Origin of the sequence: Glycomyces sp. NPDC049804, from assembly GCF_040674615.1 — a bacterium.
GTDB classification, from domain to species: Bacteria; Actinomycetota; Actinomycetes; order Mycobacteriales; family Micromonosporaceae; genus Glycomyces; species Glycomyces niveus.
In genome coordinates this window covers 53,682-75,591 of the sequence record NZ_JBFAMQ010000018.1, presented here as the reverse complement: position 1 = coordinate 75,591, position 21,910 = coordinate 53,682, and the positions used below count along the sequence as shown (strand labels likewise).

Here is a 21,910-nt window from a genome sequence, read left to right as displayed (position 1 = left end):
CGCATCCAAGCGACTTTGCGGGAAGTGCCACCGGCGCGCCCGACACAAACGACGTCACTCGCGCTGACAGGCGCACTTCAGCTAATCCATCCGGCACGACCGGCACCGCCAACAGTGCGGGTTTCGGCGTGAAGACCGTCGACTGACCTCGACCGGAACGTCCGGATCCCTGACGTCTTGCGCTCCCCATCTGGACCGGCCTCGCAATTGACGAGGGATGCAGCCTCTGCGGCGGTCTGTCCAGCACCGCATACGCAGCTCGACGCGCGCCTGCTGAGGCCGTGCCTTCGCCGTACCTGTCAACTCAACAGTGTGTCTGATTTATTACCGAATGAACCAATCGGGGGTCGAGCTGTACATCGGCTCGACCCCCGCAAATCTCCGCTGCGCCTATGTCTGGCGCACAGGTGCGGTCAAGGCCTCGGTCTTTCGAAGGTAGGCGGCGAGGAGAACGATCACCATGCCGGCGAGCACTTGCAGTTCAGGGCGCTCGCCGAGGACGAGCATGCCCAGCATGACTGCCACCACCGGCAGCAGGTAGACGACAATGGAAGCCGCAGTAGGCCCGTCATCGACGATGATCCTGTAGTTGAGCAGGTAGGCCAGGCCGGTGCCGAGAACACCGAGGATCGCTACCGCCAGGATCGGGCCAACCTCCCATTGAGGTGCGGGCCACCCCAAGAACGGCACCGCGACCGCTGTAATGGCGGTCGCGCAGACCAGTTGCCCGGCCGCCATCGGCAGCACTCCGATCCTTCGCTGCGCGAGGAAGCGGCCGATGTAGACGTAGCTGACACCGTATGAGGCTGCCGCCGCAAGGCAAGCAAGCCCGCCCCAGCTCGCAATCTCGGTGCCGTAGCGCCAAGGCGAGAAGATCAGTACCACGCCGACCGCGCCCAGGGCCAAGCTCCAGACGTTTCGCCTAGCCGAGCTACCAGAACGGTAGGCCACCACGGTAAACAGCACGGTCCACAGCGGGGTCGACGCGTTGATGACGCCAGCGGTCGCCGAGGAGACATGCTGCTCGCCGACTCCGAACAAGAAGTAGGGGATCGCGTTGCCGAACAGCGCCGCGACCGCGAGATGACCCCATGCGACGCGGCCCGTGGGAAGTGCGATCCCGCGGATGCGCAGGATCGCCATGAGCACGAGCGCGCCGAGCGCCATGCGGAGCACCGTGATCTGCACCGGAGTGAAGTCGTCCAGGCCGATCTTGATCCAAAGGAAGCTCGCCCCCCACAAGGCCGCGAGGGCGCCGACGCGAAGCGCGCTGAGGCGACGGCCCGGCACTTAGTCCTCTATCCGGATGCGGTAATCGAGCCCGTTGAGGTCGGCGCGCATCGTGAAGCAGGTGACTTCGAAAGGGCGCTCGTCCTGATCAATGCCGGTATGGACGACTTCGATCACCGGGACGCCGGCGGGAACCTTCAATCCTTCAGTCTCCGCTGGTGTCGGCATCCGTGAGGAGATCTCCTCGCGGATCGAGGTGATGCGGTGCCCCCGGTCTTCGAAGCGGCCGTACAGGCTGCCTTTGCCCATGTCGGCTGAGGTCGCCAGGACCGTGCCTTCGGCGATTTCCCACGGGATGTAGGTGATGCCGACCTGCACCGGTTCGTCATCGGCGAAGTACCAGTTCTCGCGGCGTACGACCGACTCCTCGTCGACCGAGACGTTGAGCTTCGCAGCAACGAACGCCGGCGGCCGGACTTGAGTGATCGAGGTGCATTTGACGCGGGCGGTCTTGCCCTGCTTGGCCACCTCGGCGCGGTATGGGGACAGGCCGGTCTCTTCGCGGAGCCGGTTCGAGTAGCGCTCAGCGCCCAGACGGAGCAGTCGGCGCTGCTCGCGCACGCGAGGCCGGGCCCGGTTGCGGCTCTCGATCAGGCCTTCCTGCTCGAGGATCTTGATCGCCTCGCCCGCAGTGTTTCGGACGACCTTGTAGCGCGCGGCTAGTTCCCGCTGCGACGGCAGCAGTTGACCTGGCGCGTAGACGCCGTTCTGGATGTCGTCACGCAGCTCGTTGGCCATCCTGCGGCGCGGCGGAAGTTGCTCTTCAGGAGATTCCGAGGCGTTCTCCTCGGAGCCGTTGGTTTCTTCATTCATGCGTTTCACCTCGTCATCGAGCATAGCGCGTCTGGCTTGAGCCAGATGCTTGCGCCCATCACCCGATCGTGCTATAACTGGCTTAAGCCAAACTGGCTTGAGCCAGATTAGGGCTCTAGAAACAGCAGGAGGTGCTAAATGGCCGTGTTGACAAACGCTGATGCCGAGCTTGCCGCTCGTCTTCGACTGACTCAGTTCGGTTCCTGCGCCTCGGTCGGCGCCGACAGCAACACGGGCTTCGACCCGTGGTTCCCGCTGTCCGGCTTCGACGACGACGCTCAGGCCGCGAAGCGGATCTGCGCCTCCTGCCCTGTCCAGGACGACTGCCTCGCGGTCGCCCTCACCTTCAACGAGGACTTCGGCATCTGGGGCGGCCTGACCGCCGCCGAGCGCCGCGCCCTCGCCATCGCCATCCCCACCAGGAACGAAGTGCTCGACGACCTCGTCGAGCACGCGGTTTGCGTGCCTGCTGGCTAGCGATTTGACGGTGCCGCCGGACCGGCCGGAACACGGGTCGGGAAGCGGGGCGCGTTGTTTGAGAACTCAACAGTGTGCATGACTTTCGTTCCCGCCCAGGCCGACCGCGCCCAGGGCCGGAACCGTCCGGCGAGCAAGGCCGCCCACCCTCATAGCGAAGGACTGAGGGCCGCCTCAAGACCGGACGCCCCGGCGCAGGGAAACGCGCCACACAACAAACGGGCTCCCACATCAACGACGCCAGCACCGGGAGCTCGGACCGCTGGCACTCCAGTGGGGGCGCGGAGAAACGCCGCGCCCCCACCGTGACCTCGCTGCGGCGGTGACATATCCCGCTGCACGCCAATGACTTCGCTCCTCCACCGGCCGCGATCAACGCCGCCGGTCCACTTTGCCGCGACCTCCGCGGCGCTCCTAGAAGGGAACCTCCTTGCACGACATCGCCTATCTCAATCCCCAGAGCGAGACCGGCTCGGCGATCACCGCCGAGCTCAAGGCCCGCCTGGAGAACGCCGGCGTCCTTCGCCGCAACCCGGTCCGCCTTGAGGCGGTTCCGAAGTTCCTGTCCGTGAAACAGGCCGCCGAGGTCTTCGGCGTCTCCCACGGCACCGTGAACAACCTCGTCAACGAGAACCGACTTCCCGCCGTCCAGTTCGGCGGCAAGGGCTCGCGGGTTCAGATCCCGGTCCGAGCGATCAACCTCATCATCGACCTGGCCATGATCACCGGCGGCATGGTCACCCTGGAGAACTGGCGGGAGATCCTCGACGACCTCGTCGCCGAAGGACTCATCGACGCCCGTGACATGGCCGACCTCATGGGCGACCCGACCGCCCACCGCGTCAACGCCAGCCCGATCCGCCAGATCGGCCGCGACCAGCTCGAGGCGGTGGCCTAGATGACCACCACCGTAATCAATGCCCGCGACCTCGACTTCGAGCAGCTCGCCCGGGCGCTGCGGTTCGAAGCCGGCACCGCCGAGGGCCTGTCCGACGCGGTCGAGATCCTCGTCTCCGATGAGGCGTTCGTATCCGGGTTGATGCTCGCCTTCATCACCGTCGAAGACACCGGTGCAAGCCAGTCGGCCTGGGTCGACTGGGAGGCCGCCGCCTGGGCGATCAGCACCGGCGAGGTCGAACTCTCGGCCGAGGTCGAGGCCGCGTGGCTGATGGCCGCGCACCTCGCCGCTGACATCGCGATCGACCTCGACGACACGCTCCGCGCAATGGACCTGCACGCCTGCTCGATCGCGCAGCAGGCCCTGGGCGAGCGCACCGACGCCGATGCCACCGAGTCCAGTTCGTTCTCGCTCTGGGAGACGGCCTTCGCGTTCGGCCTCGCCGGGCGCGACCGCTTCGCCGACGCCTGGCAGCTCGCGGGGGTGTTCGCCTAGTGGGCAAGAAGATGGTCTCCCTTGGCCGCGGAGTGCTCGGCGCTCCGTCTTGGGAACGGCACACCGACCGCAACGGTGTCGTCCACCTGACTCCGGCCGACGGCTCGTTCGGCCACCACGGCGAAGGCACGGTCCTTTTCGATCGTGCCCCGATCGGCAGGACCGGCGAACTGGTCGCCCGTGTCATCGACGACCGCGACAAGCCGTATCCGAACCCGAGGCCCCGCGGGCCGCGGATCATCCAGCCGAGCGGATGGAAGGCCGCCGACGGCACCGAGGTCATCATCGGACACGGTGTCCTGTTCACCGAGGACTTGCTAGGTGCCAAGGGCCCCCGACTGATCGGGGTTCGCCCGCTCGACGGGCGTGCCGAGGACTGGCTTACCACGCTCGAAGTCTGGCACTCCGAAGTCGAGCTGTTCTTCCGCGAAGGCGGTGGGTCCCGATGAGACAGCTCGACCGCCTCAACGCCGTCCCCGGAACACCGAGTTCAGCGTTGCAAGGGGCGTTCGCGACGCTGCCGCGGCTGGTGTTCGAGTACTCGCGCGCAACCGGGTTCTCTGCCATGCCCACACCGCTTCGCTTCCCGCTCGGGAAGCGATCCCTGCAGGCGTTCGCCGCTTGGGCGAAGGCGGCCGGGCACTACCAGCTGGTGCCTGGCCCTGATCCTCGCCGAAACGGGAACTTCGAGTGCCGGGTGTTCATCGACAGCACCGAGGTCCGGGTGTGGGTGCCAATCGACGGCATGACCGTCCAGGCGGCCATCAACTGCGTCGACAACACCTGCACGGTCGTCGCCCGTGGCTGACCTGGAAATGCGCCTGATCGGGAGCCCGGACGAGGTCGCAGTCGTCGTTGACGAGTTGCGCGACGAGTTCGGCACCGACGCAGTCATCAAACGGACCTCCCGCACCCTCCCTGCCCATGGCGGGAGTGGACGCGTGCGCGTCTACATCGTCCTCGACGGCTCTCAACTCGTCGACGAACTTCGATCCCACTGAACCGCAACCACACACGAGAGGCATTTACCCCGATGACCAAGAGCGCCAAGAACGAACTGCACGACCTGTGGACGAGCAAGTCCATGGAACTGGCCAAGACGATCGAGAGCAACAACGAGACCTATGCGGTTCGGACCGCTGCCCGGGTCCGGTTCGACGCCTACGCCGACGGACTGAAGGCCCTGTATCTCACGGGGACCCTGACGGCTGTCAAGCGGCGGCTGCAGCGCAAGCTGCGCAATCCGATGCGGATGCCCCGGCACGCCGTCTACGTCACCATGCTGCACGACCTGGAGGTCGCCGCCGACATCGAGCTGCTCGCCGGGGGTGACTCCGGTGAATCCTGACCTGATCACGGCGTTCTGCGCCGGTGTCGCCACGGCCGCTGCGGCGGTCGGCGCGACTGCCTACTGGACGCTCCAGCGACAGCTGAGCAAGGCCGAACGGGAATCATGCACCGACGCCCTGACCGGTCTGGCGAATCGGAGGGGGTGGGAAAGGGCCGCCGGAGCAAGGACCAACTCGACCGGCGGCGCCCAGGACCTGTATGTGATCCTCGCCGATTGTAACGGCCTCAAGCAGGTCAACGACGCCTACGGCCACGAGGCCGGCGACGAGCTCATCGCTGACGCCGCCACCGCACTGAGCGCGGCCGCCCCTGGCGCCCTGGTCGCTCGACTGGGCGGCGACGAGTTCGCGCTCCTGGTCACCTGGAGTGAATTCGAGGCGCTGCGGACCCGATCGATGCCGATCGTCGCTACCGCCGAGCAGGCCACCGCTCCGCAGACCGTCTGGTCCCGCATCGCCATGGGCGCCGCACGGGTCGACGGCGACCTCGCGGAGGGCATGCGGCAAGCGGACGCGGCCATGTACCGCAACAAGGCGACCGCCGACGGCCCGTTGTGCGTCTTCGACGCCCGTGCCGACGACCACGCCGCGGCCGACCGTCCGGCCTTCCGTACCCGCGACCTCCAGGCACGCGACAACGTGCCGGAGCACCAGTTGGAGGCGGCCTGAAATGACGATCCATCAGCAGGCGCTCCGCGGACTCGAAGACGCGGGCTACCCGACCGGGACCATCGGCCCCGCTCACGCGGGACTGCCCGGTCTCGACGGGCGCGAGGGCCAGGCCCTCATCGTCCGACTGCTCGAACTCGACCCGGTCGAGGTCGAGCAGCTCGCCACTCAGGTGCGCACGCACACCGGCGGAGGTGTCCGGTGAATTTGGTTGCCGCTGCCACGTTCGCCACGGTCTTCGCGGCGCTGTCGGCCGCTCATGCCGTCGGCGACCACTGGTCACAAGAGCACGAGGATGCTCAACGCAAGGGCCTGCCCGGCTGGGAAGGCCGCTGGGCGTGCCTGCGGCATGTGCTGTCCTATCTCGCGACCGCAGCCGCTGCGCTGGTGTTGACCGGTCTGTACATCGGCCTGGAACTCGAGCTGGTCGCGGCTGCGGCTGGGCTCGCCGTCTCGGGCGTCAGCCACTACGTCGCCGACCGGCGGGAGCCGTTGCGCCGCATCGCTGACGCGCTTGGCAAGCGGGAGTTCTACCAGGTCAACAGCAACGGGATCTGCGGGTCCTACCTGCTTGACCAGTCTTGGCATCTGGGGTTCACGCTCTGGGCCGCGCTCATCGCCGCCAGCGGCAATGACGGATTGGGCGTCACCGTGGTCCTCGCTGCTGCGGTGACCATCGCCCTGGCGGTGAAGGTCCGCCGCTTCGAGCGTCGCGGACGCCTTGCCAAGCAGGTAGCGCCGGTCTCGCCCGCCGTCGAGATCCGCCAGCCTGCCTCGTCTCGCGTGGAGGCCTAGATGCGTGCCCTGACTGTTCGCCAGCCCTGGGCGGGCCTCATCGCCAACGGCGCCAAGACCATCGAGAACCGGCCCCGCAAGACCACCTACCGGGGCCCGGTCTCCATCCACGCGGGCAAGACGCTCGCAATCGCCGATTGGGAATGGGCGCGCAAGCAGCTCAGCCCCAAGCTCGTCCCGAACCGCGACCAGCTCGTCCTCGGCGCGGTCGTCGCCGTCGCCGACTTGGTCGGCTGCCACGCCGCCGGATGGCCCTCCGAATGCAACACGCCCGCCTGCAAAGCCTGGGGCGAGATGGGCGGCGACACCTGGCACTGGGTCCTCGCCGACTCCCGCCCCCTCGCCGAACCGGTCCCCGCCCGCGGGCAGCTGGGCCTGTGGACCACCGACGACTTCCTCACCGCCGCTATCGAAGCGGCCCTCGAACCCAAGGAGTAAGCGCCTTGAACATCCACATCGACCGCGACACCGTCACGATCAACGACCTGGTCATCACCGTCGGCGCGCACTCCCGCCTCCAGATCGGCAGCGTCCTGGTCAAGGCCGGCCCCGACGGCCGCGTCAGCGCCGTCGACACCGACCCGCTCAACAGCTTCGCCACCATCACCCGGAAGGACCAGCGATGACCACTCAGGCCGACACGATCTACGTCGAAGACCTCCACGCCTGGGCCAAGGGCGACCTCCGCAACATGGCCGCGCTCCAGTTGCTGGACGCCTCGAACCTGATCGCGCACCACTGGATCGACCAGTTCATCAAGGCCACGCCCTGGCTCCACTTCGACTTCGACGCCATGAAGCGCCAGCTGCGCCGCGCCCCGCTGGGCGCGGGCGAACGGGCAGTCGCAGAAGCGGCACTGTCGCTGGCCGGCGAGCTCGACACCGATCTCGGCAGCATCGCCCTCAGCCTCGACCAGGACAACCTGGCCGCGCTTCTGGACGCGATCGCCCTGGCGGGCGGGAAGCCGGAGATGCGCCAGTGAAGAGCGACAACGCCTGCTACATCATCGGGCACGTCAGCATCGAGACCCGCAAGGCAGTCAGAGAGGTCTTCGGAGAGCACGCCGACACCTTCGACGGCATGACCTGGGACGTCGTGCTTGGTGAAGACGTCGATCTCGAGACCTGGATGCTACTGAAGACCGCTGAGAACTTGGAGCGCTTCGGGAGGCTCGTCGGCCAGTTCGGCGACGGCACCTTCGAACGGCGCCGCAGCAACTTCACCGCCCGCCTGGTCGTCAACGAGGTGCGGGTCAAGGTCCGCGCCACCTACATCGGCGCCTTCGACTTCGGCGAAGCCCGCCGGATCATCAACGCCGCCGCCCAACAGCGGGAGGCGATGAGCCGATGATCCGTGTCGAGACCGACCTGATCTGGTCGGACGCGACAACCGCGACTGCCGCCCACCCTGAGATCGGCTGGGCCGCCGTCCGCGCCACCCCGAAGGGCAGGCGCTCGGCACTGGCCGCTCTCCCCACCGCCATCGAACGATCCGACTAGCCCTCTGGAAGGAGGCGACCGACCATGACCACAACCGACGCTGACAACAACGAACCGGCGCTCGAATGGTGCTCCGGCTGCGACTACCCGAAGCAGTTGTGCGAGTGCCCCCGAACACCGAACACCACCGCGACGGCGATCCCCCTCCAGGGGCGAACCGAGCCCGAACCGAACACCGAACACGAAGCCGAACAGCCCGAGACCGAACACCGGACGCCGACCGAACCGACGACGGGTGGAACATCGAACACCGACCGAACGACCACCGCCGAACACGAGTCTGAGACCGACGACGCAGAGCCCGGTCGGTGGCACTCGTCGAGGGCGTGGCTGCGGGAGTGGGGCTCGCTCCTGCCGATCTGGGTGCTCGCCGGAGCGCTCGGCGTCGCCGGGTTCGCCTCTTCCTTCATGACCGTCGAGCAGAAGATGCGGCCCTACTTCGGCGCCCAGGCCTGGCTGGTCCCCACCGGTACCGACCTGGGAATCATCGTCTTCACCCTGCTCGACATCGTCTTGGCACGCAAGGACAAGCGAATCCCCTGGATGCGCTATGTGCCCTGGGTACTCACCGGCGCGACGATCTACCTCAACGTCACCGCCTACTCCGCGCTTGAAGCGCAGGTCGCCCACGCGGTCCTGCCGAGCTTGTGGGTCGTGTTCTGCGAGGCCATCGCTCGAATCATGAAGCTGAAGGCCAAGGAAGAGGCGAAGACAACCCGCACGGTCCCACTCATCCGCTGGGTGTGCGCGCCGATCGCCACCGCCATCCTGTGGCGGGCAATGCAGTTGTGGAACATCGGCTCCTATGAGGAGGCACTCGCGCTTGAGGAGGAGCGTCAGCTCGCCAAGGCGGAGATGAAGGACCGCTTCAAGTCGGTCCACCGCGCGCCGCGTGGCCTCAAGGTCCGCTACCGGCAACGGAAGATCACCGTCGAGGAAGTCGTTCAGGCCGCCGCCGAGCACCGCCGAGGCGGCTCCCCGGCCAAGCCCTCCGCGCCGCCGACGAAGACCGGAAGCGAGAGCCAGCGGCGAGTGTCCGACCGACGTTCGACGAACGGCGACACCACCGAGCCGCGCACTGTTCGGTCCGCCAAGGGACGCAGCGACCGAACACCGACAGACCGAACCAAGCCCGTTCGGTCGCGTTCGGCGGGCACCGCCGCCGAGACCGGCAGCCGAACTGGCGGCGACACCCGTCCGGCGAACGTTCGACTCGCAGAGGCACTGACCGCGCTGCACAGAGAAGGCGTGCCGAACCCGTCCGTTCGCCGCCTCGCCGAACGCGCGGGCACCGCGGTGTCGACCGCGCACTCGTTCGTGCAGGACCTCAACAACACCGACGACCGGTAATGGCCGGACACCGCAAGGGCACCGGCCGCCGCCGGCAGTCGCATGCCCGCCTGGTGCGGCGGCGAGCGGCTCTAGCCGAGAAGCTCGCCGCCGCACCCGACGCCGCCGCGCGAGTCGGCATCACGGCCGACTACCTGCGCTCCGCGCTCAAGCGCGCCGATCCCGACACCGCCGACCGCGCCGCCGCCGAGGCGTGCGAAGTGCTGCGGCACCTGGCCGACCGCCTCGCCGCCGAACCCCGAAGGGAGACCCAAGTTGACAACCGAAAGCAATGACAACATCACAACTAGTGACTGTCTGGTGTCTGGCAGACAGTCCGCGAACCCCGCCGAAACCGATGCCAAGGCGGGCGCGCGCGCGAGGATACCGCAACCGGACACCAGACAGTCCACCCAGCCCACTGGGGCGGGTACGGAGCCGGAGGAGGGCGGCGCCGTCGCCGACTCGGACGCGGCCGACGAGTTTCCAGCGTCGTTCAAGGACGCCGTCGGCGCCTCGCTGCGGTCGATGGAACCGACCGCGCGCAAGTGGTGGTTCGATGTGCTGCGCCCGCCGCTGTTCTGGACCGAGGGCCTGCCCGCCGCCGGCGAGTCGTGGGCCTACGCCAAGACCGGCCCCTGGTGCCGGTCGGACTCGCCGATCCGCGTGGCCGCCACGGTCTGGCAGATCCTCACGACTCCGCTGCGGTTCATCGCGTTTTACGCCTCCTGGCTGACCGAGCGCCCCTCCCGCTTCCTCGTCTTCATCACCGTCTACGCGCTGCTCGCCTCCACCTCGTATGCCTCCTGGCTGCCCTGGATCTGGTGAGCCCCAACAACTCCTAGGAAGGAAAGCAACACCATGGATCCGGCAATCGGAACGCTCTCGGCGATCTCTCTGATCGTCTTCATCATCCTGCGGTGGCAGCAGCTGTGGCCCAAGTTCCAGATGGTCCTGATGGTCCTCATCGGTTGGGGGCTCGGCGGCCTGATCGGCGACTGGATCAACAAGCTGATCGGGCTCGCTTCGGAACTGACCAGCAAGTGGGGGCAGACCCTCTTGGGGGTTGCCTTCCCCGCCGCCCTCGCCGTCGCCTCGATCACGATCTTCGGCCTGTTCCTCTGGAAGGACTCCAAGGTCCGGACCGGGGAGATCACGTGGCTCGTGCTCATCGCCTCGCTGTTGGTGATCCCGAGTCTGGCGATGCTGCCGGCGATCTGGGGCAACATCGAGACCGTCCTGGACGGGGTGGCCTAGATGGAGATCGTGTTCGCCGTCGCCGTCATCACCACCATCATCTACGGCGGTGCCAAGGCCATCGCCGAGGACATCAGCGACCTCAAGTACGCCGCCAAGGGCAAGGACCACCCGCGCTGGGCGTACCGGCAGGCCAAACTCGACGCCATCCGGAGGGGCGAGCCGACGGGGTACTGGCAGCTCCTCGCGGCCCGTGCCTGGAAGAAGGCTTTCGACAAGCACGCCAAGGCGACCGCGCAACCTGCCAGAACCGATCGCGGGCCGCAGCCGCTGCGGGACTACGGGCGCCGCTGCTGGGCTGATGCCTGGAAGACCCAGGAGATCAAGCACGACAAGCGAGTCGCGGCCCGGCGTGCCAAGCGCGCCGGGGCTGCTGGCGGCGTCGAGGCACCAGTCGACACCGAACTGACTCCTCAGCCGATCGATACATCCGACGGCACTGACGATGCCGAAGGTATCCCGACCGTGGTTCATGACCACCCGACGGACTTTCCGTTCGACGTCGAGTTCCCTTCCGCCGGCGGCGAAACCTCGAACGGGTCCTTCGCTTCGGTCGACCAGAGCCCAGGAGGTGTCAAGGTGCAGGCTCCCGTCGACCGCACCGCAGTGCCGACCAGATCCGCCAAGGTCAAAGAACGCGAAGTCGTCAAAGAGGAGGCCTGGAGCCCGTTCCAGAAAGCTCCGAAACCGGATCTCTCCGGTATCGAGCTCTCGCGCAAGCGTGCCCGTAGCTACCTCTACGGCGAGGGCCTGGATACGGCGCACCTGCCGCCGGGTGAAGGGCTCGACATCGCCGACTACAAGCCTTTTCCCAGCGACATCGAGCGGCTGCGGCGAGGCAACGCCGACGACCGCGCGATGGCCGACCAGCTCGAGACGCATGACCCGGACCGCGACCGCCGGTGGGATGAGGCCATGCAGCGCGTGCGCGAGACCGCCGACCGTCTGGTCCGTGAGGCCACAGTCAAGGCCGAAGCAGAACTCTGGGGCTCGGAGTTGTCACCTGAAGAGAAGTTCGCTGGGCTGATTGACAGCGCCGAGCGAGACGGTTTGAGCCCCAAAGCGATCGATGCCCTCGTGTACGCGCTTCATGAAGGTGAGGAGCGCATCGAGCTGAACTTCGACGACATCGTCGACGACACCAGCGGACCTATCCCCTCCGCGTACCGCGCCTCGTTCGGCGGCCGCCACGTGTACGCCGCCGTGATCGGACGGCCCGGCGACGCGGCCCTCGAAGACGACACCACCAGAACTGAGCAGGAGGCCTCTACCACCAACGACCACTTTGACCCCGTTCCCGACAACGTCATTCCGTTCAACAAGCCACTTCCCACTCCGAAGGAGATCGAACCCATGACCACTGCCACCACTGAGATCGACGGCCTCGAGTCCGCTATCGCCTGGGCCTCCGACGTCAAGACCAACGCGGCCGAGATGGCCTCCGGCATCGACGACGTCGAAGGCGACTTCGCCGCCCGCAAGGTCTCCGGCGAGACCCTCACCCTGGTCGGTCAGATCGGCGAAGCCTACGACGAGCTGCGCGAGCTCGCCGCCCAGCTCGAGGAGAAGCTGCAGGCGATGCAGAGCGTGGCCGAGGCCTACGAGGCCGCGCCCGACACCGGCGACAAGGAGTTCGTGACCAGCTAACGGCGAAACCCGCCCCGTCCCCTAGCTGGGGGCGGGGCGGGTCCGCATCCGGGTGGCTTCCGATGCGCTGACGATGCCAAGCCGCACACCACCCATGGAAGGAGGCCTGCCAGATGGAGCCGACCACCCCGACCACCGAACGCCCCGCCCGGGGCCCCGAGTCGCCCGCAGCGGAGGCAACCCCCGCGAAGGGCATCGTCGTCGAGCCCGGCATGGGACGCCTCCTGGCTCCCCAGGCCGTCCCGCACTATGCGACCGGGTGCCTCATCGCCGCCGCCGCCGTCGCCAACGCCGCCGGAGAACTCTCCGGCGAAGCCGCCACCGCCGCCGCCGCCACCGTCGGCATCCTCTTCACGATCGCCGTCCTACTGGCCTGCAAGAAAGGCGTCCGCCTACGGTTCAGCGCGATCGCCGCCGAATGCGGCCGGGCCTGGCTGGGCGCGCTCGCCATCGGCGCCACTGCATGGATCGCCTACGCCGGCATCGTCGGCGTCTCGGTCGACAACGTCGCCGCACTACTGGCCTGCGCCTACGTCATGGCAAGCCGTTGGTGGACCATGGCGCGCATTCCCAACCCGAGCCTGCGACCCGAACCGGCACCCGTCGTCGCCCCGCCCACTGGCGAGACCGTCGACCAGGTGCGCCGCCGCTGGGCCGCGACGATCGGCTGCAAGGGCGGTCGCCTGGCAGGCTCCCAGCTCGTCGACCGCAGTGCGATTCCGGCAGGGCGCCGCTACCGCATCGCCCTGGTGCCCGGCAAGCAGACCCTCGACGACGTCCACTCCGCGCTATCGCTGATCGCCTCCGGGCTCCAATGCGAACGGAACGACCTGTTCGTCGAGCCTGTCTCCGGCGACGCCTCGCTGGTGGACCTGAACGTCCTCGACGACTCGCCGATCAAGCGCAACATCGTCATGACCGCACTCGACACCTCCAGCCTCGGCGCGATCGCTCTGGGACCGTGGGGCGACGGCACCGGCAACGCCAAGTGGCGCGTCTACGAAGCGAACTCGATCTTCGGCGGCGTCATCACCGGCGGGTCCGGGTCGGGCAAGTCGACCCTGCTGGGCGTCATCACCATCGGCCTCAAAGCCCGCGGCGACACGGTCGTCTGGCACATCGACGGCCAGGACGGCGCATCGCTGCCCGACCTGTTCGACGAGTTCGACTGGGCCGTCGGACGACGTGACGCGTTGACGATGCTCAAGGCCGCCGACGAGATCGTCGAGTGGCGCTCCAAGCAGAACTTCTTCCACAAATGGAAGGGCTTCGACGCCGCCGCGCAAGGCCGGCCCGGCCTCGTCCTCATCATCGACGAATGCCAGGACGTGTTTGGCTCCGAGCCAAACGCCGAGATCGTCAAGATCGCCAACCGCATCGCCCGCAAGGGCCGCAAGTGCGGCGTGGCCATCATCGCGGCCACCCAGTACGCCGAGAAGGCCTCCTTCGGCGGGTCCAACTCGCTCCGTTCGGGCCTGATGCAGGGCAACGCGGTCACGCTGCGCACCACCCGCCGCAACGAGAAGGGCTTCTTCCCGCCCTCGTTCACCGGCGACCCGGTCTCGATCCCGGTCAACCACAAGGGCCAGGGCTACCTAATCGACGTCACCGGCTCGGACAAGCACGCTCCGTTCAAAAGCTGCTGCTTCACCGACGACCTCGATTCGGCCGCCGCCGGCACCGAACACTCACTGCTGTGGTGGCTGGCCCAGTGCCCGGAGACAGTCCTCGACCAGGTCGCCGACGCGGCTGCCGAGGAGACCGCCGGGAAGGTCTACACCGACCGCCACGACGAGGACGCCCGCGCCGAAGGCGCGCTCGACGCCGGAACGGCGGCGATGATCGCCAACCTCGAGCAGGGCATCCGGACCGGGTTCAAAGCCGCGATCGCCAAGCTGAAAACCGCTCAGCCTAGCGAGCAGGAATCAGCTGCACCATTGCGACCGCTCGACCACCTGCCGCGGCCCAAACTCATCGTCCTCAGGCCCGTGCAGACCGAGCAGCCGTCCGCGCCGACGTCGACCGAACCCACGCTCAGCGAGTCCGCTCAGCGGATCCTCGACGAACTCCGCACCGGGCCCATGCGCACCAAGGAACTCATCGACGCCCTCGGCCTGTCCCGAGCACGCGTCCACGAACTGCTCGGCGAGCTCCAGAAAGCCGGGCGCATCCACCAGCCGACCTATGCCCACTACGCCCTCACCGAAGGCGGCGAGGCACAGGCGGCTTGAGCACCCTACGGCTCGGACCCGGTCGCGAATGCTGGGTCCGAGCCGACGACCACCACCGAGAAGGAGTCCTCCTTTGACCGCACCTGACCCTCCCGACACGGCGCTCGAATCCGAACTGCGCGAATCGATCAACACCCTGCGCGACCAGACCCGCCATGCCGACGGCAAAGCCCAAACCCTGGCCGGAGCCCTCATTCCCTCACTCGTCGGTGCCGTCGCCGTCGGCGGGCTCGCCAAGCTCCCGGCCGCCGCCCTCGTCCCCGCCGTCCCCGCAGTGGCCGTCGCGCTGGCGGCGATCATCGCCCTCGGCGCCGTCATCTGGCCCCGGACCGGCGAACACCTGCAGCCGCACGAAATAGAGGACACCCGCAGCGCGGCACGACGCCACGAACACAGCCACCTCACCCGCATCGCCTCCGTCAAGTGGCGGTGGCTGTCGTGGGCGATCACCGCGACCGCCGCCGCGCTCGCTCTCGGCACCGCCACGATCGTCGTCGCCACCCTCACCTGAACCAAGACCGCCGCAACCCAACTGAACGGACTACCTCATGGACACCATCGTCGGAGCCGAAGTCCGCTGGCACGAACACGACCGATCAATCCCGCTCGCACCCACCGTCGCATGGCGGATCAACACCGGCGGTCGCCTGTGGGGCGGCCTCATCACCGGCCGGTCCGCCTCCGGCAAGACGACGCTCCTGCGACGACTGGCTCGCGAGGCCCACGGTCCCAAACTGCGCGTCCACCTGGTCGACCCGCTCGGCCCTGAATCCCTCGACGGCATCGAGTTCTACTCGCACCGTCTCGAAGACGCCGCAATCAATCCTGGAGTGGGGCGAGGAGGAGATCACCGCACGCCTGGAGTCCGAACCGGCCGAGCGGGAATCGGCACCGGCGCAGCTGATCGCCATCGACCACACCGAAATGGTTCCGCACAACCGCCAGAACCTCCGCCGGATCGAGCAGATCGCCCGCAGCGGCGCGCGCCTGGGCGTCGCCGTGATCCTCTGCGGGCAGCTCGATTCCTGGTGGGTCCCCGAGGGAGCCCGGCACGGAAACCTGCTCGCGCTGCCGTCCAACACCCCCAACTCTGCGATCCGCATCGGCATCGAACAGCGGGTCGACCCGAGCATGGCGCACTTCGCCGACCCGGTCACCGGCGAGGTCACCGACTTCGACCCCCGAATCTGACCTTCGTTCCCAACTTCAGCAGCAGAAACGGAGCCCTCTCAGATGAGCGACAACCAACCCACCTTCACCGAGTACGACAAGCCCGACCCCGCCGACACGATGGCCGACCGGATCGCGGCCGACCTGTTCTGGAATGACCTGCCGGCGGGCACCGCCTTCAGGTTCGAAATCCAGCAGCTCGCCGAACAGCTCGTCGCCGACGTGCGCGAAGCCACTCCGCAGGAGATCGACATGCTCCGCCGCCGCCACCGTCGGGTCACCAGGGAGCTGACCGAGCTCGACAACTGGCTCCTCGACCGCAAGGCCATCGAGTACTTCGGGAACGACCAGGCCGACCTGATCAGCCAGGTCAAGTTCATGCGGCTGGGCGACATCCTCGTCACCGCTGCTGTCACCGCGTTCCTGTGCACGCTCTCGACCGGCGTGCTGGACATCCTCCGATCCGTGGGAGTCCTGTTGCGCCACCTCGTCTGAACCCGACCACAACGAAGGCCCGGCGCTGTACTTGGCGGTGCGCGCCGGGCCATCCACCGATCCACCAGCAAAGTGCAGAAAGGCGCCTTCAGTATGCCCGTTCCCCAGCAGCGCACACCCATCGACCAGCTAAACGACCAGAGGGCGACACGCGTCCCGCCACACGACGTCGACGCCGAGCAGTCCGTGCTCGGGGCGATGCTCCTGGCACCCGAAGCGATCGCCGACGTCGTCGAGCTCCTGTCCTCAGCCGACTTCTACAAGCCCCGGCACGGGCTGATCTTCGAGGCGATCTGCGCGCAGTGGGCGGACGGCAAGCCCACCGACCCAGTCACGATCGTCGCCCGGCTCGTCGACGAGGGCCAGATCGGATTGGCCGGTGACGGGTCCTACATCCACGAGCTGATCCACACCGTGCCGACCGCTGCCAACGGCGGCTACTACGCGAGCATCGTCAAATCCAAGGCGACCCAACGTCGCCTCATCGAGGCTGGCGCCCGCATCACCCAATATGGCTACGGCACCGCCGTAACTGACGGCGACAACGACCGGCTCGTCGAACTCGCCGAACAGGCCCTCGCCGAAGCCGTCGACACCGCCGTCGTCGGCGGCGTGGTCGAAGCCGGCGAGTACATGACCGGCGTCCTGGACCGGCTTGAGAACGACAACGCCGAGACCGGCCTGTCGACCGGCCTGGCCGACCTGGACAGCCTCCTGAGCGGCATGCGGGCGGGCCAGTTGATCGTCATCGCCGGGCGCCCCGCGATGGGCAAGTCCGTCGCCGGCGCCGACATCGCCCGCCACGCCGCGCTCCGCGAAAGCGTCCCGGTCCTGTTCTGCTCGTTGGAGATGAGCGGCGAAGAGCTCGCCGAGCGGCTCGTCGCGGCCGAGGCGGGCGCGAACCTCGCCTGGTTCAAAGGCGACGGGTCCGTGCCCGACGACCAGATCAGCAAGGTCGTGGCCGCCGCCGGGCGCATCGCGGGCGCACCGCTGTTCATCGACCCCGGCTCGGACACCACCATAACGAAGCTGCGCGCCCGTGCCCGCCGCTTGGCCGCTCAGCACCGTGCCAAGGGCGGTCTCGGCCTAATCGTCGTCGACTACCTGCAGCTCATGCCCGGCGCCGGACGCACCGAGTCCCGTGAACGGGAGATCGCCGAGATCTCCCGCGGCCTCAAACTGCTGGCGAAGGACCTGGCCTGCCCGGTCGTCGCTCTCGCACAGCTCAACCGGAACAACGAGTCCCGTCAGGACAAACGGCCGTTGCTGTCCGACCTGCGCGAGTCGGGCGCGATCGAGGCCGACGCGGACGTGGTGATCCTGCTCCACCGCGAGGACTACTACGACACCGCTTCTCCGCGCGTAGGCGAGATCGACCTGATCGTCGCCAAGAACCGCTCCGGCCGGTGCGACACCATCACTGCCGCCGCGCAGCTCCACAAGTCCCGCATCGTCTCCCTGGCAACCGACAGGAAGGAGTAACCGTATGGCCCTTGAGATCTGGGCGGCCGCGCTGACGATGAAGGTCGGCGACGCGCGCGCCAAGCTCGTCTACCAGGCCCTGTGCAACCGGGCCGACCCTGATGGCACCAACGCCTGGCCCGGCAACAAGACTCTCGCCGACGCCGCCGAATGCTCCGTCCAGACCGTGACCCGCAAACTCCAGTACCTGCAGGAGAACGGGTTCATCCGCGAAGGCGACCAGCGGTTCGTCGCGCACCTGCGCGCCGACCGCCGGCCCGTCGTCTACGACGTCGCGCTCAACGAGGCCACCCGGCTGGCGTGGGCCGAGGCATACGCCCCGTCTGAGCGGCAGCAGTCCGCCACCGAGGCGGGTTCCAAGGGCGGCAAAGCCAGCGTCGAATCCGCCCGGATCCACGAGGACGACGCCCACGGGGTCACAGGCGTGGAACCCCGTAAAGCACGGGGTCAAATTTTGGAACCCCGTGAATCCCAGGTCAAGCGGGGTCACATTTTGGAACCCCGTAAGCCACGGGGTTCCAAACCGAACAGCTACACCTCTTATAGACCTTCCCCTCCTCCTCCCCCTACCCCCTCAAGCGAAGTCGAGGGCCTCGGCGCCGTCGCGGCCCGGCCGGAGGAGGCGGGGGAACGAGACGAGATCCGAACCGCCGCGCAGACGCTCGTTGCGGAACTGCCCGGCCCGTTGACGGCCGGACAGCGTCACCGCCTGGCCGAGACCGTCAACGCGTTCCTCGCTGCCGGGTGGACGTCGAAGGCGCTCATCGCCGAGCTCACCGTCGACCTCATCAACGTCCAGTCCTACAGCGGCCTCTACCAGCACCGCCTCAGTGGACTGCCGGTCGAACCGCCCGCCGAAGTACCTGCACCGCAAAAGAACCTCCCCCCGCTGGCTGGCGAAGCGCACATCTTCGATCCAGACCCGGCCGACCCGGAATCCTGCCTTCGATGCCCTCGGCCCCGCGAGAACCGGGTCCACCAAGCCGCCCAGGAGCCACGCTCGCAGGCGAACACCCGTTCTTCGACACCGGGATTGAGGTACGGGAGTTCGGAACCCGCACAGGCCCGCTCAGGCCGCCACGGCTCCGGTCCGGTTGCCGCCGGGCAGTCGCTCGAAGCAGTCCTGGCCGCCGCCGGGGTGGATTCCCATGCCGCCTAACGCGACCGCGCTCAAGCCGCCGGTGCCGTACTACGGCGGCAAGCAGCGCCTGGCCGACCAGCTCGCCGAACTGCTCGGCCGCGTGGAGTACGAGCACTACGTCGAGCCGTACTGCGGCTCGCTCGCGGTGTTGCTGGCGAGGCCGAAGGCGCGCATGGAAACCGTCAACGACCTCGACGCCAAGTTGATGACGTTCTGGGGCATCCTGCGCGACCGCCCGTCCGAACTGGCCCGGGCGGTCGCGCTCACCCCGCACTCGCGGGCCGAATACGCCGCCGCCTGCGCGCCCATGGAAGGCGACCTCGACGAGGTCGAGCTCGCCCGGCGTGTATGGGTGCGGCTCACCCAGTCCCGCACCGGGACTCAGCGGCCTGTTGGCTGGCGACACCACCAAGACCCGAACGGTTCGGCGATCGGTATGCCGGCCTACCTCGACGCGTACCGGTCCCGCCTGCCCGCGGCGGTCGAGCGCCTGCAAGGCGTCTCGCTCGAATCGCGGCCCGCGCTCGAGGTCATCGCCGCCTACGGCCGCCACCCGGGCGTGCTGCTGTACGTCGACCCGCCCTACCTCGGTTCGACCCGCGCCCGCAACTACCGGCACGAGATGCGCACCGAAGCCGAACACCGTGACCTGGCCGCCGCGCTGGGCGACTGCCGCGCGGCCGTCGTGCTCTCGGGCTACGACTCCGAGCTCTACCGGGAGCTCTACACCGACTGGCACCGCATCGAGCTCGCGTCCGGCACCAGTCAGGGCGGCTCGTGGTCGGAGCGCACCGAGGTCGTCTGGTCCAACCGCGACCTCACCGCCCAGCCGACCCTCCTCGACCACCTCGCCTAGGTCCGCGCCAGTCGACTGCTCAGCCGCTGGTCGGACGCATCCAGAACGGAACCGCACATGGCCTACTACCAGTTCAGCACCGGATCCCAGACCTGCTACCACGAAGCGTCCAGTCTCGAATCCGCCCTCGCCGGGTGCTTCGGCCCCGGCACCGAACACCGTGGCGCGTTCGACTACCGCTCCGGTCGCGCCTTGCCCCAGAGCCGGGACGTCCGCCCGGCGGGATTTGCCCACGTCACCTGCCCGTGTGGGGAGAACCAGCCCGCCAGCCCTGGCCTGTGGCGCAACGTCGCCGTCAAGACCCTCGACCGCCTCCCCAAGGGCGCCGTACTCCACCCCGTGACCCTGGCCGCACACATGGAAGCCGAGATCGCCCACAACCGCGACCGGGCCGCACGCGGATGGAGCCACTGGGACCCCGAACTGGGCATGGTCGACGCCGCCAAACCGCGGTGACATCCCCGCCCCGACCGATCGGCACCAGGAGACCCGATGACCTACCTCGCGAAGTTCGACGACCCGACTGGGGAGCGTTTCGGGCTCCCGACCTACAACTTCCGGTTCGCGCCGAAGGGCTTGTGCACCCGCCGCCAGCTCGCCGCGAAGGGCCTGACGCCGGGACGCCAGCCGATCGCCGGCCAGATTCTGTGGCGTCGCGGACGCCGGGTCGCGTACCTGTACCGCGAAGAGCTGGCCCGGCCGAAACGACCGCCCACCGACGCTCAGCTTGCCGCGTTGCTCAAAGCCCATGTCGCGCAGTGCACCTGTTCGACCTGCGGCACCGAGTACGGCTACTACATCCCACGCAGTCTCGGCGAATGCCTCGCCTGCCACGAACGCACCAAGACCGAAGGAGACCAGCAGTGACCCACATCGACACGCCCGCCATCCGCCTCGTCATCGACGAGTGCGAAGAGATCTTCGGCGGCGACCGTGAGGCCAGCGACGCGTTCGAGAGCGCCGTTGCCGACGCCCTGGCCCTGCTCGACCAGAACCCCCAGCAGCCCGCCGATGAGCGCTAACCGTTTCTTCGACAGCATCGCCCAGGTCGCGGCCTGGAATGCGCTTCACCCGGTCGGCACGCCCATCGCCTACTGGCCTGGGTTCAAGACAGGCGATCCGTGCCAGGGCATCACGATTGCTCGCGCATCGGTCCTGGGTGGCCACACCGCCGTCGTATGGATCGACAACGCGAGCAGCTGCATCGCCCTGTCGCACATCGAGCCACTTCCCACCACCAGGTCGCAGAAGAACCATGCCTGACCGCCGCCCCAGTCGGGCTCTATCGCCGACGACCGAGACAACGAACCATCCCGCACGGGCGGGGTGGCGGCGATCAGTACCAGGGCCTCCCCGACTCCATCGACCCCGACCTCGACCGCGTCCGCGCCGCCGTCGCCACCGGCTCCCAGCACTACGCGGTCGGGAAGGCCATGTACGGCACCCGCAGTCGCTGACCCCGGTACTCCAACCGAGAACCTCAACGGCCCGGTCGAGCATCAGCTCGCCCGGGCCGATCCATGCTCGTAACCTGCAGAAAGGCACCCATGTCCATCACCGTCCTCGGCGAAGGATTCCTCGAAGTCGACCTCCCCGGCCGCCTTCGCGAGCCCAACGCCTACCGCTGGGACGACATCGTCGCCCTCTTCCACCGCGGCGACGGCTGGGCCGATGACGTCGAGTTCCCCACCGACCTCGCTGGCCAGCACGGCACACTCATCGCCGTCGTCAACCGCGAGCCCCGCAAGCAGAACCAGGTCGACCACGCCATCCGCCGAGGTGCCGTCACCCCACCGCTCGGCAGCGAAGTCGTCCTTGGCACCGGCACTGTGCGCCTCCGCAACCGCACCATCAAAGGCTCGTCCGGCCGGTACCAGAACAACGCGATCGGCCTCAACACCGCTCTGGACGGCGATGCCGTCCGTTCGTTGATGAGCCAGTGGGTCCGCCTCGAATTCCACCAGTAACCGCACTTCACCGGGCCGGGACGCACTGGCGCGTCCCGGCCCGCCGCCGC

The 21,910-nt window shown here is 67.9% G+C and carries 35 protein-coding genes; 32 read left to right on the top strand and 3 right to left on the bottom strand.

Annotated features, from left to right (window positions below):
• Positions 1–390: 390 nt before the first annotated feature.
• Positions 391–1,290 carry a DMT family transporter gene (locus AB0K52_RS22455; RefSeq protein ID WP_363535651.1) on the bottom strand — a complete coding sequence of 300 codons (900 nt, stop codon included), beginning with the start codon at positions 1,288–1,290 and terminating at the stop codon, positions 391–393.
• Positions 1,291–2,028: a GntR family transcriptional regulator gene (locus AB0K52_RS22450; RefSeq protein ID WP_363535689.1), complete on the bottom strand. Its 738-nt coding sequence runs from the start codon at positions 2,026–2,028 to the stop codon at positions 1,291–1,293.
• Between the two features lie 213 nt (positions 2,029–2,241).
• On the opposite strand from AB0K52_RS22450, the gene AB0K52_RS22445 reads away from it, so the two are divergent.
• The 22 genes from AB0K52_RS22445 to AB0K52_RS22340 all read left to right on the top strand — a co-directional run bounded on the left by AB0K52_RS22445 (position 2,242) and on the right by AB0K52_RS22340 (position 15,260).
• On the top strand, positions 2,242–2,580 hold the full coding sequence (locus AB0K52_RS22445) for a WhiB family transcriptional regulator (protein WP_363535648.1): 339 nt from the start codon (positions 2,242–2,244) through the stop codon (positions 2,578–2,580).
• A gap of 430 nt (positions 2,581–3,010) precedes the next feature.
• On the top strand, positions 3,011–3,478 hold the full coding sequence (locus AB0K52_RS22440) for a helix-turn-helix domain-containing protein (protein WP_363535645.1): 468 nt from the start codon (positions 3,011–3,013) through the stop codon (positions 3,476–3,478).
• Entirely contained in the window at positions 3,479–3,973 is a 495-nt protein-coding gene (locus AB0K52_RS22435; RefSeq protein WP_363535642.1) for a hypothetical protein, read from the top strand. It abuts the gene before it with no gap.
• A complete protein-coding gene (locus AB0K52_RS22430; RefSeq protein ID WP_363535639.1) occupies positions 3,973–4,422 on the top strand; it encodes a hypothetical protein in 450 nt (149 codons plus the stop codon). Before AB0K52_RS22435 ends, AB0K52_RS22430 begins: the two co-directional genes overlap by 1 nt.
• On the top strand, positions 4,419–4,781 hold the full coding sequence (locus AB0K52_RS22425; protein WP_363535636.1) for a hypothetical protein: 363 nt from the start codon (positions 4,419–4,421) through the stop codon (positions 4,779–4,781). The genes AB0K52_RS22430 and AB0K52_RS22425 overlap by 4 nt, the downstream gene beginning before the upstream one ends.
• The gene (locus tag AB0K52_RS22420; protein WP_363535633.1) at positions 4,774–4,974 is read left to right on the top strand and encodes a hypothetical protein; all 201 of its coding nucleotides are present in this window, start codon (positions 4,774–4,776) and stop codon (positions 4,972–4,974) included. Before AB0K52_RS22425 ends, AB0K52_RS22420 begins: the two co-directional genes overlap by 8 nt.
• A gap of 32 nt (positions 4,975–5,006) precedes the next feature.
• Positions 5,007–5,321 carry a hypothetical protein gene (locus AB0K52_RS22415; RefSeq protein ID WP_363535631.1) on the top strand — a complete coding sequence of 105 codons (315 nt, stop codon included), beginning with the start codon at positions 5,007–5,009 and terminating at the stop codon, positions 5,319–5,321.
• Positions 5,311–5,991, top strand: a complete 681-nt coding sequence (locus tag AB0K52_RS22410; RefSeq protein ID WP_363535628.1) for a GGDEF domain-containing protein — start codon at positions 5,311–5,313, stop codon at positions 5,989–5,991. The genes AB0K52_RS22415 and AB0K52_RS22410 overlap by 11 nt, the downstream gene beginning before the upstream one ends.
• Before the next feature lies 1 nt (position 5,992).
• Complete coding sequence (locus AB0K52_RS22405) at positions 5,993–6,196, top strand: hypothetical protein (RefSeq protein WP_363535625.1); 204 nt, start codon at positions 5,993–5,995, stop codon at positions 6,194–6,196.
• Positions 6,193–6,786 (top strand): hypothetical protein, encoded by a 594-nt coding sequence (locus AB0K52_RS22400; RefSeq protein ID WP_363535622.1) that lies wholly within the window; start codon positions 6,193–6,195, stop codon positions 6,784–6,786. Before AB0K52_RS22405 ends, AB0K52_RS22400 begins: the two co-directional genes overlap by 4 nt.
• Positions 6,787–7,224 carry a hypothetical protein gene (locus AB0K52_RS22395; protein ID WP_363535619.1) on the top strand — a complete coding sequence of 146 codons (438 nt, stop codon included), beginning with the start codon at positions 6,787–6,789 and terminating at the stop codon, positions 7,222–7,224.
• Between the two features lie 5 nt (positions 7,225–7,229).
• Positions 7,230–7,412 (top strand): hypothetical protein, encoded by a 183-nt coding sequence (locus tag AB0K52_RS22390; RefSeq protein ID WP_363535616.1) that lies wholly within the window; start codon positions 7,230–7,232, stop codon positions 7,410–7,412.
• On the top strand, positions 7,409–7,768 hold the full coding sequence (locus AB0K52_RS22385) for a hypothetical protein (protein WP_363535614.1): 360 nt from the start codon (positions 7,409–7,411) through the stop codon (positions 7,766–7,768). Before AB0K52_RS22390 ends, AB0K52_RS22385 begins: the two co-directional genes overlap by 4 nt.
• A complete protein-coding gene (locus tag AB0K52_RS22380) occupies positions 7,765–8,136 on the top strand; it encodes a hypothetical protein (protein WP_363535611.1) in 372 nt (123 codons plus the stop codon). The genes AB0K52_RS22385 and AB0K52_RS22380 overlap by 4 nt, the downstream gene beginning before the upstream one ends.
• Positions 8,133–8,285: a hypothetical protein gene (locus tag AB0K52_RS22375; RefSeq protein ID WP_363535608.1), complete on the top strand. Its 153-nt coding sequence runs from the start codon at positions 8,133–8,135 to the stop codon at positions 8,283–8,285. The genes AB0K52_RS22380 and AB0K52_RS22375 overlap by 4 nt, the downstream gene beginning before the upstream one ends.
• A gap of 24 nt (positions 8,286–8,309) precedes the next feature.
• Complete coding sequence (locus tag AB0K52_RS22370; RefSeq protein ID WP_363535605.1) at positions 8,310–9,635, top strand: DUF2637 domain-containing protein; 1,326 nt, start codon at positions 8,310–8,312, stop codon at positions 9,633–9,635.
• Complete coding sequence (locus AB0K52_RS22365) at positions 9,635–9,910, top strand: hypothetical protein (protein WP_363535603.1); 276 nt, start codon at positions 9,635–9,637, stop codon at positions 9,908–9,910. Before AB0K52_RS22370 ends, AB0K52_RS22365 begins: the two co-directional genes overlap by 1 nt.
• 25 nt (positions 9,911–9,935) lie before the next feature.
• Positions 9,936–10,442 carry a hypothetical protein gene (locus AB0K52_RS22360; protein ID WP_363535600.1) on the top strand — a complete coding sequence of 169 codons (507 nt, stop codon included), beginning with the start codon at positions 9,936–9,938 and terminating at the stop codon, positions 10,440–10,442.
• Between the two features lie 33 nt (positions 10,443–10,475).
• Positions 10,476–10,871: a hypothetical protein gene (locus AB0K52_RS22355; RefSeq protein WP_363535597.1), complete on the top strand. Its 396-nt coding sequence runs from the start codon at positions 10,476–10,478 to the stop codon at positions 10,869–10,871.
• Positions 10,872–12,518: a hypothetical protein gene (locus AB0K52_RS22350; RefSeq protein WP_363535594.1), complete on the top strand. Its 1,647-nt coding sequence runs from the start codon at positions 10,872–10,874 to the stop codon at positions 12,516–12,518.
• Between the two features lie 113 nt (positions 12,519–12,631).
• Entirely contained in the window at positions 12,632–14,749 is a 2,118-nt protein-coding gene (locus AB0K52_RS22345) for a hypothetical protein (protein WP_363535591.1), read from the top strand.
• Positions 14,750–14,822: 73 nt separating this feature from the next.
• Positions 14,823–15,260: a hypothetical protein gene (locus AB0K52_RS22340; protein WP_363535588.1), complete on the top strand. Its 438-nt coding sequence runs from the start codon at positions 14,823–14,825 to the stop codon at positions 15,258–15,260.
• An 85-nt stretch (positions 15,261–15,345) separates the two neighbouring features.
• Here the strand turns inward: AB0K52_RS22340 and AB0K52_RS22335 are convergent, their stop codons facing one another.
• Complete coding sequence (locus tag AB0K52_RS22335; protein ID WP_363535586.1) at positions 15,346–15,660, bottom strand: hypothetical protein; 315 nt, start codon at positions 15,658–15,660, stop codon at positions 15,346–15,348.
• 13 nt (positions 15,661–15,673) lie between these two features.
• On the opposite strand from AB0K52_RS22335, the gene AB0K52_RS22330 reads away from it, so the two are divergent.
• From AB0K52_RS22330 to AB0K52_RS22285, 10 genes are all read left to right on the top strand, one after another.
• Complete coding sequence (locus AB0K52_RS22330) at positions 15,674–15,940, top strand: hypothetical protein (RefSeq protein WP_363535584.1); 267 nt, start codon at positions 15,674–15,676, stop codon at positions 15,938–15,940.
• 42 nt (positions 15,941–15,982) lie between these two features.
• Positions 15,983–16,414 carry a hypothetical protein gene (locus AB0K52_RS22325; protein WP_363535582.1) on the top strand — a complete coding sequence of 144 codons (432 nt, stop codon included), beginning with the start codon at positions 15,983–15,985 and terminating at the stop codon, positions 16,412–16,414.
• A gap of 93 nt (positions 16,415–16,507) precedes the next feature.
• On the top strand, positions 16,508–17,896 hold the full coding sequence (dnaB, locus tag AB0K52_RS22320; protein ID WP_363535579.1) for a replicative DNA helicase: 1,389 nt from the start codon (positions 16,508–16,510) through the stop codon (positions 17,894–17,896).
• A gap of 4 nt (positions 17,897–17,900) precedes the next feature.
• The gene (locus AB0K52_RS22315; RefSeq protein ID WP_363535576.1) at positions 17,901–19,055 is read left to right on the top strand and encodes a helix-turn-helix domain-containing protein; all 1,155 of its coding nucleotides are present in this window, start codon (positions 17,901–17,903) and stop codon (positions 19,053–19,055) included.
• Positions 19,045–19,893 carry a DNA adenine methylase gene (locus tag AB0K52_RS22310; protein ID WP_363535574.1) on the top strand — a complete coding sequence of 283 codons (849 nt, stop codon included), beginning with the start codon at positions 19,045–19,047 and terminating at the stop codon, positions 19,891–19,893. The genes AB0K52_RS22315 and AB0K52_RS22310 overlap by 11 nt, the downstream gene beginning before the upstream one ends.
• Before the next feature lie 57 nt (positions 19,894–19,950).
• Positions 19,951–20,349 (top strand): hypothetical protein, encoded by a 399-nt coding sequence (locus tag AB0K52_RS22305; RefSeq protein WP_363535571.1) that lies wholly within the window; start codon positions 19,951–19,953, stop codon positions 20,347–20,349.
• A gap of 36 nt (positions 20,350–20,385) precedes the next feature.
• Positions 20,386–20,760: an RRQRL motif-containing zinc-binding protein gene (locus tag AB0K52_RS22300; protein WP_363535568.1), complete on the top strand. Its 375-nt coding sequence runs from the start codon at positions 20,386–20,388 to the stop codon at positions 20,758–20,760.
• Positions 20,757–20,915: a hypothetical protein gene (locus tag AB0K52_RS22295; protein WP_363535565.1), complete on the top strand. Its 159-nt coding sequence runs from the start codon at positions 20,757–20,759 to the stop codon at positions 20,913–20,915. Before AB0K52_RS22300 ends, AB0K52_RS22295 begins: the two co-directional genes overlap by 4 nt.
• Positions 20,905–21,156, top strand: coding sequence for a hypothetical protein (locus AB0K52_RS22290; protein ID WP_363535562.1), 252 nt, complete (start codon positions 20,905–20,907; stop codon positions 21,154–21,156). The genes AB0K52_RS22295 and AB0K52_RS22290 overlap by 11 nt, the downstream gene beginning before the upstream one ends.
• Before the next feature lie 284 nt (positions 21,157–21,440).
• On the top strand, positions 21,441–21,860 hold the full coding sequence (locus tag AB0K52_RS22285; protein WP_363535559.1) for a hypothetical protein: 420 nt from the start codon (positions 21,441–21,443) through the stop codon (positions 21,858–21,860).
• Positions 21,861–21,910 lie beyond the last annotated feature (50 nt).